The organism is Hymenobacter piscis, assembly GCF_018760735.1.
Lineage (GTDB): Bacteria > Bacteroidota > Bacteroidia > Cytophagales > Hymenobacteraceae > Hymenobacter > Hymenobacter piscis.
Window position 1 is genome coordinate 202,492 of sequence record NZ_JAHHZN010000004.1, and the last position, 18,089, is coordinate 220,580.

An 18,089-nucleotide genomic window follows, 5' to 3' on the forward strand; every position below is an offset into this window, starting at 1 on the left:
TTTGGGGGCCTGATTCCCGGGGCCGCGGTTCCCACCCGCCGTGCTTTCGTCCCCACTTACTCCCACCACCCGCCCGCTCATTCTTATGTTCACCGCCGAAACTGCCGCCGACGTGCCGACCCGTGTAGCCTCCCTGACCAAAGACGATTTCCTGCGTGATTACCGCCTGGGCTGGGAAAGCCGACAGGCCTCGCTGGCGGGCCGCAAGGAAGTGTTCATGGGCAAGGCCAAGTTCGGCATCTTCGGCGACGGCAAGGAAGTGCCCCAGCTGGCTATGGCCCGCGCCTTCCGGGCCGGCGACTGGCGCGCCGGCTACTACCGCGACCAGACCTTCATGCTGGCCATCGGGGAGCTGACCCTGCAGCAGTACTTCGCCCAGCTCTACGCCCACCCCGACGTGGAGGCCGAGCCCGCCACCGCCGGCCGCGCCATGAACGGCCACTTCGGCACCCGCCACCTCGACGAGGACGGGCAGTTCAAAAACCTGGCGGACAGCAAGAACTCCTCGGCCGATATTTCGCCCACCGGCGGCCAGATGCCCCGCCTCGTGGGCCTGGCCTACGCCTCCAAGCTCTACCGCCAGAACCCCGAGCTGCACGAGCTGACCCAGTTCTCCACCAACGGCAACGAGGTGGCTTTCGGCACCATCGGCAACGCCAGCACTTCGGAGGGCATGTTTTTCGAGGCCATCAACGCGGCCGGCGTCCTCCAGATTCCGATGCTGGTCAGCGTCTGGGACGACCACTACGGCATTTCGGTGCCTGCCGAGTATCAGACAACCAAGCAGAATATCAGCGAGATTCTCAAGGGCTTCCAGCGCGAAGGCGAAGGCCAGGACGGCTTCGAGATTTACCGGGTGAAGGGGTGGGACTACGCCACTCTGGTGGACACCTACCAGCAGGCCGCCGAGGTCTGCCGCGCCCAGCACGTACCCGTGCTCATTCACGTGCAGGAAGTCACCCAGCCCCAGGGCCACAGCACCTCCGGCTCGCATGAGCGCTACAAGAGCAAGGACCGGCTGAGCTGGGAAGAGGAGCACGACTGCCTGCGCAAGATGCGCGAGTGGCTGCTCCAGGAAGGCCACGCCGCCGAGCACGAGCTGGACGCCATCGAGAACGAGGCCAAGGAAACCGTGAAGGCCGCCCGCACTGCCGCCTGGGCCGAGTTCTTCACCCCCATCAAGCAGGAGCGCGACGAGGTGGTGGCCCTGCTCAACCAGCTGGTGGCCGAAACCGGCACCGAAAACACCCTGCACGAGCTGGTGGAGCCCCTGCAGCACAACCCCACGCCCATCCGCGCCGATCTGGTGCGTACCGTGCGCCGGGCCCTGCGCCAGGTGCGCGGCACCCGCAACTACACCCGCCGCGAGCTGCAGAACTGGCTGGAGCAGGCCCTGGCCGAAAACGCCGACCGCTACAACTCCTACCTCTTCAGCCAGAGCGAGGAAGCCGCCCTCAACATCGAGGAAGTGGGCGTGGAATTCGCCGCCGACGCCGCCCAGGTGGACGGCCGCGAGGTGCTCCAGGCCTGCTTCACGGCCAACTTCGAGCGGGACCCGCGCATTTTCGCCATCGGCGAGGACGTGGGCCGCATCGGCGACGTGAACCAGGCCTTTGCCGGCCTCCAGGACAAGTTCGGGGAGCTGCGCGTGACCGATACCGGCATCCGGGAGTGCACCATCATCGGGCAGGGCATCGGGGCGGCCATGCGCGGCCTGCGCCCCATCACCGAAATCCAGTACCTCGACTACCTGCTCTACGCCATCCAGATTTTGAGCGACGACGTGGCCTGCCTGCAGTACCGCACCAAGGGCGGCCAGAAGGCGCCCCTCATCGTGCGCACCCGGGGCCACCGCCTGGAGGGCATCTGGCACTCGGGCTCGCCCATCCAGATGATTCTGGGCGCCATCCGGGGCATGCACCTGTGCGTCCCGCGCGACATGACCCAGGCGGCCGGCTTCTACAACACGCTGCTGCGCTCCGATGAGCCGGCCATCGTGATTGAGTGCCTCAACGGCTACCGCCTCAAAGAGAAGATGCCCCGCAACGTGGGCGAGTTCACCCTGCCCCTGGGCCAGCCCGAAACGCTCAGGAAAGGCGACGACCTGACCATCGTGACCTACGGCTCCATGTGCCGCATCGTGCTCGAAGCCGCCCGCCAGCTGGCCGAAGTGGGCATTACGGTGGAAGTAATCGACGTGCAGACCCTGCTGCCCTTCGACGTGGACCACGTGATTGTGGACAGCATCCGGCGTACCAACCGCGTGCTCTTCGCCGACGAGGACGTACCCGGCGGCGCCACCGCCTACATGATGCAGCAGGTGCTCGATGAGCAGCAGGCCTACCGCTTCCTCGACTCCCAGCCCCGCTGCCTCTCGGCCCAGGCCCACCGCCCGCCCTACGGCTCCGACGGCGACTACTTCAGCAAGCCCAACGTGGAGGACGTCTTCGACGCCGTGTACGAAATCATGCAGGAAGCCTACCCCAAGCGGTTCCCGGCCATTTACTAGCGCGGGGTCACTCACTAGAAAAAGGCCGGGCCGCTCCGTAAGGTGAGCGGCCCGGCCTTTCTTTGAGGAGATGAAACCCAAGCTACTGAAGCGTGATGGGCGAGGTCAGCACTTCATTGCTTTCGTTCAGGTCACGGTCCTTGATTTTGATCTTGAACCGCACTACCGAGCCTCTGGGCAACACCGGCGGTGTAGCGGTAACCACAACATTAAGGGTCAGGTCGCCCCGGATGGGGGCCGCTCGGTCGCCTTGTTCTGCCGGGGGCAGGTACGGAAACTGGCCGCTGTAGCCGGGGAAGATGGGGGTAAAGTTGTAATCAATGAATGTGTTGCTGCCGTCGCGGATCTGCAGGGTGCAGATGTAATTGTAGCTGTTCGGGCTCTGGGGCGCATTGCCCGCCTGCCTAATCTCGTCCTCCTTCATGCCCAGGTTGCCGTCGCCGTCGCGGTAGCTGACCGTGATGCCCACGTTGTTCTCGATACCCCCCAAAGGGTTCGTGCGGGGCTGCTGGGTGATGCTCTTGAACTCAATTTCCGGGGTGTCCGGGTAATCGGGCGGGGAGATGCAGGCGGCGGCGCCCAGGCCCGTGAAAGCCAGCAGGGCAGCCAAGCGGAGCGTAGGAAGTGTGAGCATACGAAATCAAGCTAAAATACGGCGAAAGAAAGCCCGGCAGGCAGGAAGGTACAACATCTGAACGAACGAACCGCCGCCCGCATTGTTACTCCCTTTCGCTAACCCCAACCTCTGTCCATGAGTTTCCGCGACGACTACCTGGCGCAACTCCCGCACCTGACGGCGGCCACGGCTCCGGCCGCCGCCCTGGCCCTGTTCCGCTACCAGGCCGAACACTGCGCGCCCTACGCCGCCTATCTGGCGGCCCTGGGCCGACTGCCGGAGCAGGTGCAACAGCTGGAAGACATTCCGTTTCTGCCCATTGAGTTCTTTAAAACCCACGCCGTCCGGACCGAAGAAGCCACCTGGGAGCCCCGGGAAACCTTCCTGAGCAGCGGCACCACCCGGCAGCAGCGCAGCCACCACTACGTGCGCGACCCGCAGCTCTACCGCCGCCACGCCCAGCGCATTTTCGAGCAGTACTACGGCCCGCTTTCGGGCTGGACGGTGCTGGCCCTGCTGCCATCCTACCTGGAACAGGGCGGCTCCTCGCTGGTCGCCATGGTGGAGCACTTCGCCCGCGAGTCGGGCCAGGGCCAGCCGGCCTTTTTCCTGCACGACCACGCCGCGCTGCTGGCCGCGCTGGCGGAGGCCAGGCAGAAGCCAGCGCGGAAAGTGCTACTGATCGGGGTGAGCTACGCCCTGCTGGACTTTGCCGCCGCCCACGCCGGCCGGCCCGAGCTGCTCGGTCTCACGGTGCTGGAAACCGGCGGCATGAAAGGCCGCCGCCGCGAGATGATCCGGGAGGAGCTGCACGCCGAGCTGCAATGCGCCTTCGGGCCGGCGGGTATTCATTCCGAGTATGGCATGACGGAAATGCTGGGCCAGGCCTACAGCTTCGGCGACGGCCGCTTCCACGCCCCGCCCCAGCTGCGGGTGCTGCTGCGCGACCCGTCCGACCCGTTCTCCGCGTCGGAAACCCGCCCCGCCGGCGCCCTCAACGTCATCGACCTGGCCAACATCGACAGCTGCGCCTTCCTCGAAACCAAGGACCTGGCCCGCCGCCATTCCGACGGTTCCTTCGAAGTGCTCGGCCGCCTGGATAACTCCGACGTGCGCGGCTGCAACCAGATGGTGTAGGGCTTTTTCTAAGTTCTAAGCTCTCCTGTCTAAGCTCTAAAAAAGCCCTATTTCCCCGCAAACGCCCTGGCGTCGGCTTCCGAAATGGTGGCGTCGCTCATAATCACGAGGCGTTCCACCACGTTGCGCAGCTCCCGGATGTTGCCGCGCCAGTCCAGTCCTTGCAGGTATTCCAGGGCCTTGTCGTCGATTTTCTTGGGCTTGTTGCCGTAGTCCTGGGCAATGTCCTTGAGGAACTTCTCGATGAGCAGGGGCACGTCGTCGCGGCGCTCATTGAGGGAGGGCACCTGAATCAGGATGACGGAGAGGCGGTGGTAGAGGTCTTCGCGGAAGTTTTTGTCGGCAATTTCCTGGAGCAGGTCTTTGTTGGTGGCGGCCAGCACGCGCACGTTCACCGAAATTTCCTTCTCGCCGCCGACCCGGGTAATCTTGTTTTCCTGCAGGGCGCGCAGCACCTTGGCCTGGGCCGAGAGGCTCATGTCGCCGATTTCGTCCAGGAACAGGGTGCCGCCGTCGGCCTGCTCGAACTTGCCGATGCGCTGCTTCACGGCCGAGGTGAACGAGCCCTTCTCGTGGCCGAACAGCTCCGACTCAATCAGCTCCGAGGGGATGGCGGCGCAGTTCACTTCCACCAGTGGGCCGTTGCTGCGGCCGCTGAGCTCGTGCAGCTGCCGGGCTACCATCTCCTTGCCCGCCCCGTTGGGACCGGTAATGAGCACCCGGGCATCGGTGGGGGCCACCTTCTCAATGGTTTTGCGCACGGCCTGCAACCCGGCCGAGTCGCCAATCATTTCCGAGCTCTTGGCCAGCTTCTTCTTGAGCGTCTTGTTTTCCGAGCTGAGCTTGGTGGTTTCGGTGGCCAGCTGCACGTGGTCGAGGGCGTTGCGCACCGTTACGAGCAGGCGGTTGAGGTCCGGGGGCTTCTGGATGAAATCGTAGGCGCCCTTTTTGGTGGCCTCCACGGCCATTTCCACGTTGCCGTGGGCCGAGACCATAATAAAGGTGGAGTGGGGGGCCAGGATGCGGGCGCGCTCCAGCACTTCAAGGCCGTCCATCTTGGGCATTTTCACATCGCAGAGCACCACGTCGTACTTTTCCTGGATGAGCATATCGAGGCCGGTGGGGCCGTCCTCGGCCTGGTCAACCTGGTAGCTTTCGTATTCAAGAATTTCCTTCAGCGTGTGCCGAATGGCTTTTTCGTCGTCGATAATAAGCAGGCGGGGCATAGTGCGGGAAAAGGTGTAGCGGCGAAAGTAACAAAATGCGGGGCGAAGCACTGCGGCGCCCCCTTCGGAAACGGTGCGGACCCCACAACGGTTTTGCCGGCCGCGTCGCAACGTCGCAACAAGCACCCGCCAAGGCAGGCAGAGGCCGGGCCCTGTTACGCCCAACGGCCGCCGCAGCTAAATGCTACGGCGGCCGCGTGAGGGGACGTGATGAGTCTGTAAGCCGGGTTTTGTCCGCCTGCCCGAAAGCACGCGGCCCCACCATTTATCTAGGCCAGTCGTTGCCGAAAGGCTCCATCAACCTACCCGCCAGCGCCGGACGAGCCGCCCGGTGCCGCCCCCTGGAAGCGGGGCCGACGTGCTGGCTTATTTGGTCTTTCAACCCCTGAGGTTTACCCAGCCGGACTGGTCACCCAGCCGCTGGTGCGCTCTTACCGCACCTTTTCACCCTTACCCGGTTAGGGTCTTGGGGACTTAGGGTCTTGGGGACTTGGCTGTCGTTCAACAATCCAAGACCCTAAGCCCCCAAGACCCTAAGCCCCCAACGGGCGGTTATTTTCTGTGGCACTGGCTGTCCTGGTTCGCATTATACTAGCCAGTCCTTCCCGTTAGGAAGCAGGGTGCTCTGCGTTGCCCGGACTTTCCTCGTCGCAGTTCTTGCGTTCCGCGCCGCGGTGGGGCGACCCATCACTGCGGGCAAAGGTAGGGGAAGTTTTGGGCAACAGCTGCAAAAAATGGCTTTGAAAGCCCCAAAATGGCGGCATATCGGTAGAAAATACGCGCCATGCTATTTTAAGCCCCAATGGGGCGACACATCCCGTTCAACCCGTGGTGTCGCCCCACTGGGGCTTTATTATTCCTGAATAGGCTGATTGCTACCGATATGCAGCCCCGTTGGGGCTTGCCTGAACGATTACACTTGAACGGTTATTTCCCCGTCCACACGTTGTCCTGGGGGTAGCTGTCGGGCACCAAAGTGGCGCCGAGTTTCAGCTGCTTCACGGCTTTGGTGGTGGCCACGGGCACCGTGACGGTGCGGGCGCCGGATTCCCAGACGGCGATGGTGCGGTGAAGTTTGGCGGTAGAGTTGTCGGCGTAGGTGATAGTCAGGTCCACGGGGACGGGCTTGGTGCCTTTGGATTCCACGACCACGTCGTAGCCAGCCGCCGTTTGGGTAACCTGCTGAATGGCCAGGTCGGGGTAGCCGCCGTCGAAGAACCAGCGCCGCCAGAACCAGTTCAGGTTGCGGCCTGCGCCTTCGTTCATGGAGTTGAAGAAGTCGTAGGGCATGGGGTGCTTGCCGTTCCAGTTACGGATGTAGGTGTGCAGGGCCTTCGTGAACAGCTCGTCGCCCAGTAAGTCCTTCACGTAGAGGTAGCCCAGGCCGGGTTTGGGGTAGGAGTTGAGGAAGAAGGCCGTGCCCGTCTGCTGGGTGCTGAGCGTGACGATGGGCAGGTCCACCTCGGTGTCGGCGGCGGCGGCGTAGGGCGCAATGCCGTAGTTGTCGTCGAGCTTGGGGTCGATGATGCCCGAGATAATCCACTCTCCGATGGTAGCCCAGCCCTCATCCATCCAGCCGTACTTGGTTTCGTTGGTTCCCATGTAGAAGGGGAACATGGTGTGGAATATTTCGTGGTCGGTGAGGGTGATGGCGTCCTCGCGGGTGCTGGTGGGGTTGTCGTTCACCATCATCGGGTACTCCATCTGGTCGAGGCCGTCGAAGATGGTTTCGTGGGCGTAGGGGAAGGGCCACTTAGGGAAGGTGTAGCTCATGGCCTCCACCGTTTTGCGGGCGAACTGCACCACCTCCTCGTAATCCTTGTGCTTGGGGTTGTACACGGCATCCACGCGGGTGCGGCGCCGGGTGGCGGGGTCTACCACCACGGAGCTGGCTTGCCACACGTAGTGGTCGGTGGTGGCAAACACGAAGTCGGTGACATTCTTGGCCTCGAAGTGCCAGGTGTTGAGCGGGGTTTTCTGGGTGGTGATGGCGCGGGCCTTCACGTCGGCGGCCGAGATGATGCTGGTGATGCCGTCCTTGGTTTCCGCCTCCCGCAGGCGCTGCACGAATTTTTTCTCCAGCACCTGGTCGGCGTTGGTCAGGTCGCCGGTGGCCCAGACCACGAAGTGGCGGGGCACGGTCACATCGACCGAGAAATTGCAGAAGTCGTTGTAGAACTCCTGGGAGCCGAGGTAAGGGTGGCGGTTCCAGCCGTCGATGTCGTCGTAAACGGCCACCCGGGGGAAGAAGTAGGCCACGAAATCGGCCCCCGGCTCCACCTCGCCGGTGCGCATGTGGGAGCCGTTGTTGAGCGTGTAGGAGTAAGCCACCGTGATGGTCGCCGTCTGCCGGGCCGCCAGGGGCTGGGCCAGGGGCACCACCAGATTCGTGAAATCGGGCCGCAGCTCGTCCACCTTTACCGCCTTCCCGTTCACTGCCAGCGACTCAATCTTCAGGCCCTCGCCCACGTCCTGGGGCTTCATTCCGGAAGCCCGGGGCGCGCCCTTCTGGTAGAGGTTGGGGTAGAGCTTGAACCAGAGCGAGGATAAGGCGTCGGGGCTCTGGTTGTGGTAGGCGATGGTGGCCGTGCCCGTCACCCGCCGCGTGGTCGGGTCGAAGTTGACTTTAATGGTATAATCGGCCGAGTTCTGCCAGTACTTGGGACCAGGCTGGCCACTTGCGGCGCGGGTGCCCTTGGTGTAAGTGGTCTGCAGGTTGCGCGGCACGGGCAGCGGCTGCTGGGCCAGGGCGGCAAAGGAGAGAAGGGAAGCGGCGAGGAGCGCAGGGAGCTTCATTGGGGAGTTAGAAAGTTTGGAAGTGGAAAGGTAGAAAGTTGGAGAGGATGAAGACGTAAAAAAAAGCCTGTCATCCTGAGCGGCGCGAAGGACCTTATCACGCTGGAACGGCAATCGTAAGTACGATGCGTTTTCACGTGACAAGGTCCTTCGCGCCGCTCAGGATGACAGAACATTAATCCAAGCCCCTGAGACCCTAAGCCCCCAGGACCCTCAACTCCGACTTACTTCAGCCGCACCAGCGTGGCACCGTAGCCGAACTTCTCCTTCTGTGAGTCCTCGAAAAACTTGATGTCGCGGTTGCGGCTCAGCAGCTTGTGCAGCTCCTTGCGCAGGGTGCCGTTGCCGGAGCCGTGGATGTAGATGATTTCGTGCATGTTGGTGGCCAGGGCCCGGCTGAGCGTGTCCTCGAAGGCTTCGAGCTGGAGCTTGAGGATGGCCGTGTTGCTCAGGCCTTCGGTGCCGCCCTCGGGCTGGAGGGCTTCCAGGTGCAGGTCCACCTCGTGGGGCGGGGCCACCAGGGCCTTGGCCGGCTGGGGCGCGGGGGCCACGGCGGCGGGCTTGGCCGGGGCGTTGCCGCTGAGCTGGGCCTTGAGGGTTTCGGCCAGCTTCTCGGGCGCAATAGCGACCGGGGCGGCGGGCTTCTCATCGAGCTGGAACAGGTAGGCCTCGCGCTGGAGCACCGGCACATTGGGCTGGCGGCTGGTGTAGAAGCTGGCGGCCTTGAACTGCAGGCGCTTGGTGAGCAGCTCGTAGGCCGAAGTGCCGTTGAACTGAAACGGCAGCAGCTGCACCACCACGGCCGGCCACTGGTCGAAATCTTTGAGGTGCCAGTGGCCCAGGGCCGCGCTGGCCGTTTTGGCCTCCAGCTTCTCCGATTTCAACCCCCGGTACTGCCCCCCGGGCTTTTCCTCCCCGAAGGTGAAGAGCACGTCGCGGTCGGTGTGGTTGACCAGGTGCAGGGCCAGCAGCTCCGGCGACTGGTGGGTGAGGGCCAAGTACAGGCCTTTCTGCACCGGCGGGGCCTGGGTCTTGTCGGCCTTCACGGGGGCGGGGCCTTCGGTTTTCACGGGCTCCGGCGCAGCCTTGGTGGTGGCCACGCCGGCCGATTTAGCGGCCTGGGCCGCACGGTCGGCTCCGCTGGTAGCGGCCTTCTTTTCGGCCGCTACCGCCGTGGCGCTCTTGCCGAAGGCCTTGGTTTCCTCGGCGGCTACCACCACAATTTCGCGGCGCAGCACCGGAATGGTAAAATCGTTGTCGATGGCTACTTCCACCAGCTCGTCGCTGAGCAGGCGGGTGATAATGCCTTCTTCGCGCCCGGTGAGCAGGCGTACTCGGTCTCCTATATTCATCACTGATTGTCGCTGATTTTTTCGCTGATTACGCTGATTGGTTTCTATCCCCAGCGCCGGGGAAAGCAAAGGTCGCCATTTGCATACGGAAAAGGGTGAGGAGTGAATTGGTAAGGTGATGAAACGGTAAGGTGACGAAATGGGGAAACGGTGAGTTGATGTTCGAAAGCCCTGATTGCGCAGGCGGCACCGATAGGAGTGATGAACATCAACTCACCATTTCGCCACCTCACCATCTCAATAATACAGCCCATGGGCTACGAAGCCGCGGCGCGGGTTCCATTCCAGGGCGGGGGCGGGCAGGTGGAAGATGCTTAAGGTATAGAATACCTTTTTGAGCACCTTGTTGTTGGTGGGGATGCGGCGCAGGTCCACGTCGAGGCTGAGGTAGAACTGGCGGTAGGAGCGCAGGCCCAGGGCGGCGTTGGCGGCGGGGTCGTTGAAGACCATCTGCTGGGCGCCGTAGCCCAGGGCCGGCTGCAGCCAGCGGGGCCAGCGGCTGGAAGCGGGCAGAAACGCCCCCACGTCGGCGCAAAGCCAGTAGGTCTGGCCGTTGTAGTCCTTGAGAAACTGCTCGCCCAGGTTGCGGCCGAGCACGTTGGGGCGCAGGTCGGCGTAGCGGGTAGGGTGGAAGGAGAGCTTGGGCATGAGGCGCACCTCGTTCCAGGCCAGCTGCTGGCCGATGAGCCCGGCCGAGCCCAGAAAGTTGGCCGCCAGATCGGTAGCGGAGGCCCCATAGGCCGGGTCGCGGCCGTCGAGCAGTTCGATGGGACTCTGGAGCAGGAATCCCACAAAGCCCCCGTACCAGATGGAACGGCGGTCGGGCACACCGGCCCAGCGCAGCATATCCACCGCGCCCCGGCTCTCGTGAAACGCGCCCCAGAAGTGTCCGGCCTTGTCGAGCTGCTTCCACTCGGGCAAGTCGTTGAACCAGTGCAAACGGGTTTTCTCGCCCGTGTACCAGCTCTGACCAAGCACGTACATAAGGGAGGAATAGGACACCACCAGCCCGCCCGCCAGCAGCGGCAGCCGCCGGTTCAGCCGAGAAGAGCCAGCCAGGCTGTCGGGTTGCGGTAGCGGGGCCGCGGCCACGGCCAGGGGGGGCTGGGCCGCAGCGGGGCGGGCTCCTGACAGCAGCAGCCCGCTCAGTAGCGAAGCCCACCCGGCGGCGCGCAAAAAACCAGGGAGTACAGGCACGGACGGACGAGGAATTAAAAAGGGCTTAAAGCTACGAGAAAAGCGGCTGTTGACTTGGGTAAGTGGTCGGTCACTCCTTATCTTTAATGCCCCCTTGTGCCTGATTGACCATCTTTCATGATGAACAGGTTAACAGGGAACCACTGATGCGTTTCTTCCTTCTACATTTTTCAACCCAATTTACCATGAGAATACTTCGACTCGCGCTGGTCTTAGTGGCCCTGGTGGCTGCCAGGCCGGTTTCGTGGGCGCAGGTAGTCACTACCCAACCCACCTTCTTTACTGATGCCGACGCGGTGACCCTGACCTACGACGCCACGAAAGGCAATGCAGCACTAGCCAACTTCAGTGGCGACGTGTACGTGCACACCGGCGTCATCACCGATAAGAGCACGACGCCCTCGGACTGGAAGTTCGTGAAGTTTACCAGCTTCAACACCCCGGATCCGTCCATCAAGCTCACGCGCAGCACCACCAACGCCAACCTGTACACCATCAGCCTCACGCCCAACGTGCGCGCCTGGTACAACGTGCCGGCCAGCGAAAAAATCCTCAAGCTGGCCATGGTATTCCGCAACGGCGACGGGAGCCTGGTGGGCCGCGGCCCCACGGGTGATATTTTCGTGGACGTGTCGCAGGGGGGGCTCACGGCCCGCATCACCACGCCCACCGCTACCGGCACCCAGTTTGTAGCCGCCGGCGCGCAGGTGAGCCTGACGGGACAGGCCTCCGTTTCGGCTCAGCTCAAGTTTGATCTCAACGGCACCACGCTGGCCCAGCAGACCGGCACCACGCTCAGCACGACGGCCACCATCAGCCAGACCGGCCGCAACGTGGTGCGCTTCACGGCCACCAGCGGCACTACCGTCGTTTCCGACTCGGTAATCTACATCGTGCGGCCCGCCGTGACGGTGGCCGACCTGCCCGCCGGCACCAAAGACGGGGTGACCTACCTCAACAACGGTACCTCGGTCATTCTGAACCTGACGGCGCCCGGCAAGGAGTTCGTGTACGCCATCGGGGAGTTCAACAACTGGCAGGCCACCACGGCCGGCTTTATGAAGCGCACGCCCAACGGCAAAAACTGGTGGGTACAGATCGATAACCTGCAGAGCGGCCGCGAGTACGCCTACCAGTTTCTGGTGGATGGCAGCCTGAAAGTAGCCGACCCCTACGCCGAGAAAATCCTCGACCCCAACAACGACCGGTTTATTCCGGCCGTCACCTACCCCAACCTCAAAGCCTATCCCACGGGCCAGACGACCGGCATCGTAGCCGTGCTGCAAACCGGCCAGACGCCCTACCAGTGGAAAATCAACCGCTTCGATAAGCCCAAGCGCACCGACCTGGTGGTGTACGAGCTGCTGGTGCGCGACTTCATTGCCCGCCACGACTACCAGACCCTGCGCGATACGCTGGCCTACATTCAGCGCCTGGGCATCAACTGCATCGGGCTGATGCCGGTTAATGAGTTTGAGGGCAATGAAAGCTGGGGCTATAACCCGTCGTACTTCTTCGCGCCCGACAAATACTACGGCCCCAAGGACGAGCTCAAGAAGTTTGTGGATGAGGCCCACCGCCGCGGTATTGCCGTAGTGCTCGACGTGGTGCTCAACCACGCCTTCGGCCAGAACCCGATGGTGCAGATGTACTTCGATGCGGCCAACAACAAGCCCGCGGCTAACTCGCCCTGGTTTAATCCCGATGCCACCCACCCGTTTAACGTAGGCTACGATTTCAACCACGAAAGCCCCGATACCCGTTACTTCGCCAAGCGCGTGATGGAGCACTGGCTGCGCGAATACCACGTCGACGGCTACCGCTTTGACCTGAGCAAGGGCTTTACCCAGCGCAACAACCCCAACAACGTGGGGGCCTGGGGGGCCTTCGACCAGTCGCGGATCGACATCTGGAAGGATTACTACGCGACCCTCACGGCTACTGACCCGACGGTGTATCCCATTCTGGAGCACTTTGCCGACAACTCGGAGGAAATCGTACTCTCCGACATGGGCTTCATGCTGTGGGGCAACATGAACCACAGCTATAACGAAGCCACCATGGGCTACCTGCCCGGCTCTAACTTCAGCGGCGGCTACTACAAGGCCCGCAGCTGGACTCAGCCTCACCTGGTGACCTACATGGAAAGCCACGACGAGGAGCGCCTGATGTTCCGCAACCTCAACTTTGGTAAAGAGGTGGCCGGTTATTCTACCAAAAACCTGAACACGGCCCTGGCCCGTCAGGAAATGGCGGCCGCCTTTTTCTTCACCGTGCCGGGCCCTAAAATGGTGTGGCAGTTCGGAGAACTGGGCTACGATATCAGCATCGACCAGAACGGGCGGGTGGGCAACAAGCCTATCCTGTGGAACTACCAGCAGGTAGCCGCCCGCCAGCAGCTGTACGAGGTGTACCGCAGCCTGATTGGCCTGAAAGTGCAGGAGCCGGTGTTCGAAACGCCGTTTTCTTACACGCAAAGCTTGACCGGCGCCGCCAAAACCATTCATCTCTCCGAGCGCGACCCCGCCTCCGCCGACCCTGGTCTGCAGGTAACGATTGTGGGCAACTTCGACGTGCAGCCCGTGCAGGTGAATCCGCAGTTTCAGAAAACTGGTACCTGGTACAACTACCTCACCGGCACCACGCTCAATGTGAGCAGCACCACCGCTGCGCTCACGCTCCGGCCCGGCGAGTACGCCGTCTACACGTCGCGCAAGGTAAATAAGCCGAGCTTGGTACTGGGCAGTAAGTCGAAGGCCGCGGCCGCCCTGCAGCTGCGGGTGCAGCCTAACCCGGCCGGCGCCATGGCCCAGCTGCGCTACGAGTTGCCCCAAGCCGCCACGGTGGAAGTAACGGTAACTAACCTGCTGGGTGCCACGGTACAGACTTTGCCCACCACCCGCGAGTCGGCCGGTTCCAAGTCCGTGACGCTGCCGCTCCAGAACCTGGCTAACGGCGTATACATCGTGCGCCTGCGTACCGGCGAGGTGCAGCAAACTACCCGCCTCGTGGTAAGCAAGTAACCGGCAGCCGGCCGAAAACCAGCTGCCATAAAAAAAAGTCGGCCCGCCTCATATTGAGGCGGGCCGACTTTTTTTTATGGCAGCTGGCAACCGAAAAGCCGCCCACCAGTACCCTCTAAGCTCTAAGCTCTAAGCTCTAAGCTCTAAGCTCTAAGCTCTAAGCTCTAAGCTCTAAGCTCTAAGCTCTAAGCTCTAAGCTCTAAGCATTGTGCTCTTCGTGGTAAGCCACAAGGTCGTCGATGGGGGAGCGGATGATTTTGCCTACTTCCATGCCGTGGTCCTTGGCAACCTGAGTGAGGGCGTCGCGGAAGTTGTAGCCCACCGAGCCCACGCAGTTGAACGTATAGTCCTGGTAGTTGGGGTAATGCCGCACGATGTTGGCAAAGAACGTCTCGAAGCCCTGGAGCACGATTTCGCGGCAGTAGCTGATGTTGTTGTGGTCGTAGGTGAACTTGGCGAAGCTGGCCAGGAAGCGGTTGGGCAAAGGCTGGTTGTAGAGCCGGTCCAGGATGTCGTCGCGGGTGAACTTGAACTCCTCCTGAAAAATGTCCTGCAACCCGTCGGGTAGCAGACCGCGCAGGTAGTCGCGCAGCAGGCGCTTGCCAATAAAGGAGCCGGAACCCTCGTCGCCGAGGAAATAGCCCAGCGAGTCCACGTTGTAAGTAATCTGGGAACCGTTGTAGAGGCAGGAATTAGTACCCGTGCCTAGGATGGCGGCAAATCCGGGCTTGTTGCCCAGCAGGGCGTGGGCGGCGGCCAGCAGGTCCTCCGCCACGAAGGCCGTAGCGTTGGGGAAAATTCTGCGCATGGCCGCGGCTACCCGCTCGGCCTTCTCCGCATTGTGCACCCCGGCGCCGTAGTAGTACACCTTGGTTACTTCCTGCCGGGGCAGAGTGTCGGGCAGGTTTTTATCGAGCGAGGCCGCAATGGCGTCCGTGCCCATGAAGTCGGGGTTGTATCCTTCGGTATTGAAGTACACCCGGTTGCCAGCTGCATCGAGTTGGCACCAGTTGCTCTTGGTCGAGCCGCCGTCGGCAATAAGAATCATATCAGGTTGAAAAGGAAAACGGAAAATTCAAGCGGTAAGCCCTGAGACCGGAAAGGGCCCAACCGAGCATACTCATAACGAAACACGGAAAAGATTTCGGCACAAAAAAATACCCGGGCGATTTAATCCCCAGTTTTATTTCTGCGCGGAAGCTTCTGGAATTCTGATGTGAGCGGATATTCGCTGTCTTGTCGAAATACGCTGAAAAAAATATGAAAATAGCCGTTATTTTTTTGGTGCACGAGCCCTTGTTACCAGCAATAAAGGAGTATTTTTAAAGCGCGAAAGGCAGTGAGTAATTCCTTACGCTCACTTGTCTGAGTACCTATATTCATCCACTTCTTTTCCCTTTATCATGAAGCAACGTTTTACGCTTGCAGCCCTTGGACTGCTGACTGCCGGGGCCTTTTCGGCTCAGGCTCAGATTACGCTGGACGGGCAACTGACCGCCGCTGAACTCACGGCTGGCAATTATGTTCTGCTGGGCAAAAGCACGGCCTTTACGGGTGATCAGAACACGGGGCGTCCTTTTGGCAGCGCTGGTTTGCTGAGCCTGTACGTCGCTAATACGCCCACCAAAGTGTACATGTTTTTGGCTGGAACAGTAGAAGCCGGCGGCAACTCTTTCCAGCTTTACCTGGATGTGCCGGGTGCCACAGGCGTACCAACGGGTACTTTCCTGCCGGCAGGTGCCAGTGGTACTTCCTTTGAGAAAGTATCGCGCATCAAACTTGATCAGGAGGCTGACCTTGCTTTGGCCCTGCGGAGTGAGGGAGGCTTGGTGGCTGGCGTACAAGGCTATCGTATTGAGGCTGCGGCCTTCACTTCGGCAACAGCTGTAGATAGTAAGCAGATCACGGATGCCGGATCTGGCCTTATAGGTGATGGTACCGCGCTTACTATTCCTGCGGCTGGCACTATGGCAGCTTATGCCCCCCTGGCCGGGGCACGTATGGCTTACCGTAATACCAGCGACGGTAAAATTGCCAATAATCCAGGCAATAGTGTGCCTACGACTGATGCCGGTTACGGGGGCGTTGGTTCGTTTGGCTGGGAAATTGAGCTGGACCGTGCGGCTCTTAGCGCAACTACCGGTACTCCACAGTTTCGCATTTTCGCCATTCAGAGCAATGGAAGCGGCGGTTTTGCTTCGGGTGAATTCATACCGCAGGCAACGGGTCCGCTGCCAGCTTCAGTGCCGGCTCCCAATCTGGGCGGTCTCGACAATGGCACTCCTAATGACGTAGACTTCGGAAGCATTCCCGGAACCCAGAGCGCAACGTTTACCCTAGGCGCCAGTGGCACGCTCAACAGCCGATCGGCTGTGGCTAATGCCCTCAAATTTGGCGTGTATCCAAACCCTGCCGCTGGTTCGGCAACCATCTCGTACGTAGTACCAGGTCGGCAGGACGTTGCCCTGGACGTTTTTAATTCGTTGGGGCAGCGCGTAAGGACTGTAGCCTCAGGTAAGCAAACCGGCGCCAACAAGTTCGACCTGACCAACCTCACTTCCGGAGCTTACCTCGTGAAGTTGCAGGTGGGTGGCCAAATCACCAGCCAGAAGTTGATTGTTGAATAAATACGGTTTTCTTATCAAGGAAAAGGGGCCCCGGCAATTTGCCGGGGCCCCTTTTCCTTGATAAGAAAAGCAATGCTTACTTTTTGGTAATCGTGTAAGTTGGTTTCGGCGTCGAATTCATATTCAGCACAACTTCGTACTTGCTGGCCTGAGCGACGGTAATATTGAGGCTTACCTCGTGAAGCTACAGGTTGGCGGACAGGCCACCGGTCAGAAGTTAATTGTTGAATAGACGCCACTCAGTATTGTACCAACCAAAAGGGCCTGCATGTGTGCAGGCCCTTTTGGTTGGTACTCGCCTTATCACCGAAGCCATTTATACCAAAGCCATTTGTAAGACGCTCGGCACCGTTCTGAACGTCCTTATACCTGCTAGGCCGTAACTGGTTGCGTACTCTACCCTACTAAACTTTGAGGGCTAAAACGGGGAGGCCCGACCTTTGGAGTTCCTACACTTCTCAGCCCGTTCCTCCCCGTGAAGCAACGCCTCAAGGCCAAACTTACGACCCTTTTGCAACAGGTGCCGATTGTGCGCCACTTGTCTCGCCAAAAGTTTATTGCCCAGTTCGTTATCGGGCTCATTAAGAACCGCAACGTGCAGTTTGGCGAAGTGGCCCAGCACCTCAATGACCAGGTTAAAGTGGCCTCCAACGAGACCCGCATTCAGGATTTCTTCCGCGAAGTATCGCTCGATTATGGCCTGCTAGCCCACTTATTGCTGCGCCTGTTGCCGGCTACGGGCAAGTTGCGTCTATGCGTAGACCGCACCGAATGGGATTTTGGCCAGTGCCAGGTCAACATTCTGCTCGTTACCGTCGGCCAGGGTGCCTTTCAGCTGCCCCTGTACTGGGAATTGCTCGACAATCGCAGCGGCAATTCCAGCGCCGCTGACCGCATTGCCCTGCTGCAAACCTGCGTACAGGTGCTGGGTAAGCACCGCATTGGGCTCGTGCTGGGCGACCGCGAGTTTGTGGGCCACGTGTGGCTGAAGTGGCTCAAGGACAACGGATTGAATTTTGTCATGCGCCTGCCCAAACACCATCAGCTCACCTATGCCAACGGGGGGCGACAAGCCGTGACCGATCTAGGCCTGGCTCCCGGGCAGGTGCGCCGTTTCGCTCACGTGCAAGTCGACGGCGTGTGGGGACACGCGTGGGTCAAAGCCTTGGCCGAGGGCGATTTGGTGTTCTTATTTGGCACCGTGGGCCGGCCCTACATGGACCAGCTCTACGCCAAACGGTGGACGATTAAGCAATGCTTCCAAAACCTGAAAGGCCGCGGCTTCAACCTGGAGGCCAGCCATTTGCGTTGTCGCCACAAGTTGCGCAAGCTCGTCGCCCTGGTTAGTTTAGCCTACGCCTTGTGCTTAAGTGTGGGCACGGTGGCCCACGCCAAACGCGCCCCGATTGCCCGTAAGAACCACGGCTACCGGGCCACCAGCTTGAGCCGCCACGGCCTCAACATCTTACGCCAACTCACCCGCCCCGCCACGAGCCCGCACGAACCCATGGCCCGCATGGTGGATGCCATAATGCGCTGGATTAGCTGGAAAGTCGCTCGCTATCAACCAACTAAAATAGTAGGGTAGAGTACTGGTTGCGTACCA

11 protein-coding genes and 1 other RNA gene are annotated in these 18,089 nt (G+C 61.1%); 5 read left to right on the top strand and 7 right to left on the bottom strand.

Annotated features, from left to right (window positions below; translation table 11 throughout):
• The first annotated feature begins 85 nt into the window (after nucleotides 1-85).
• Nucleotides 86-2,509: an alpha-ketoacid dehydrogenase subunit alpha/beta gene (locus KLP40_RS06460; RefSeq protein ID WP_215592947.1), complete on the top strand. Its 2,424-nt coding sequence runs from the start codon at nucleotides 86-88 to the stop codon at nucleotides 2,507-2,509.
• An 82-nt stretch (nucleotides 2,510-2,591) separates the two neighbouring features.
• Here KLP40_RS06460 and KLP40_RS06465 read toward each other — a convergent pair whose 3' ends face one another.
• A complete protein-coding gene (locus KLP40_RS06465) occupies nucleotides 2,592-3,143 on the bottom strand; it encodes a hypothetical protein (RefSeq protein WP_215592948.1) in 552 nt (183 codons plus the stop codon).
• A 117-nt stretch (nucleotides 3,144-3,260) separates the two neighbouring features.
• Here KLP40_RS06465 and KLP40_RS06470 point away from each other — a divergent pair, with 117 nt between their 5' ends.
• Nucleotides 3,261-4,262, top strand: a complete 1,002-nt coding sequence (locus KLP40_RS06470) for an acyl-CoA synthetase family protein (protein WP_215592949.1) — start codon at nucleotides 3,261-3,263, stop codon at nucleotides 4,260-4,262.
• A 47-nt stretch (nucleotides 4,263-4,309) separates the two neighbouring features.
• Here KLP40_RS06470 and KLP40_RS06475 read toward each other — a convergent pair whose 3' ends face one another.
• The 5 genes from KLP40_RS06475 to KLP40_RS06495 form a co-directional block, all read right to left on the bottom strand.
• Nucleotides 4,310-5,488: a sigma-54-dependent transcriptional regulator gene (locus KLP40_RS06475; protein WP_215592950.1), complete on the bottom strand. Its 1,179-nt coding sequence runs from the start codon at nucleotides 5,486-5,488 to the stop codon at nucleotides 4,310-4,312.
• 203 nt (nucleotides 5,489-5,691) lie between these two features.
• Nucleotides 5,692-6,179: RNase P RNA component class A (gene rnpB / locus KLP40_RS06480), an RNA gene on the bottom strand.
• A gap of 236 nt (nucleotides 6,180-6,415) precedes the next feature.
• Nucleotides 6,416-8,284: a M1 family metallopeptidase gene (locus KLP40_RS06485; protein WP_215592951.1), complete on the bottom strand. Its 1,869-nt coding sequence runs from the start codon at nucleotides 8,282-8,284 to the stop codon at nucleotides 6,416-6,418.
• Between the two features lie 224 nt (nucleotides 8,285-8,508).
• Entirely contained in the window at nucleotides 8,509-9,636 is a 1,128-nt protein-coding gene (locus tag KLP40_RS06490; protein WP_215592952.1) for a Smr/MutS family protein, read from the bottom strand.
• Nucleotides 9,637-9,873: 237 nt separating this feature from the next.
• Nucleotides 9,874-10,833, bottom strand: coding sequence for a DUF2279 domain-containing protein (locus tag KLP40_RS06495; protein WP_317196755.1), 960 nt, complete (start codon nucleotides 10,831-10,833; stop codon nucleotides 9,874-9,876).
• Nucleotides 10,834-11,018: 185 nt separating this feature from the next.
• Here KLP40_RS06495 and KLP40_RS06500 point away from each other — a divergent pair, with 185 nt between their 5' ends.
• Complete coding sequence (locus KLP40_RS06500; RefSeq protein ID WP_246558673.1) at nucleotides 11,019-13,856, top strand: alpha-amylase family glycosyl hydrolase; 2,838 nt, start codon at nucleotides 11,019-11,021, stop codon at nucleotides 13,854-13,856.
• Nucleotides 13,857-14,055: 199 nt separating this feature from the next.
• Here KLP40_RS06500 and KLP40_RS06505 read toward each other — a convergent pair whose 3' ends face one another.
• The gene (locus KLP40_RS06505; RefSeq protein ID WP_215592953.1) at nucleotides 14,056-14,904 is read right to left on the bottom strand and encodes an N-acetylglucosamine kinase; all 849 of its coding nucleotides are present in this window, start codon (nucleotides 14,902-14,904) and stop codon (nucleotides 14,056-14,058) included.
• 355 nt (nucleotides 14,905-15,259) lie between these two features.
• Here KLP40_RS06505 and KLP40_RS06510 point away from each other — a divergent pair, with 355 nt between their 5' ends.
• Together KLP40_RS06510 and KLP40_RS06515 are read left to right on the top strand one after the other, a co-directional pair.
• Nucleotides 15,260-16,483, top strand: coding sequence for a T9SS type A sorting domain-containing protein (locus tag KLP40_RS06510; protein ID WP_215592954.1), 1,224 nt, complete (start codon nucleotides 15,260-15,262; stop codon nucleotides 16,481-16,483).
• 475 nt (nucleotides 16,484-16,958) lie between these two features.
• A complete protein-coding gene (locus KLP40_RS06515) occupies nucleotides 16,959-18,071 on the top strand; it encodes an IS4 family transposase (RefSeq protein ID WP_215592955.1) in 1,113 nt (370 codons plus the stop codon).
• Nucleotides 18,072-18,089 lie beyond the last annotated feature (18 nt).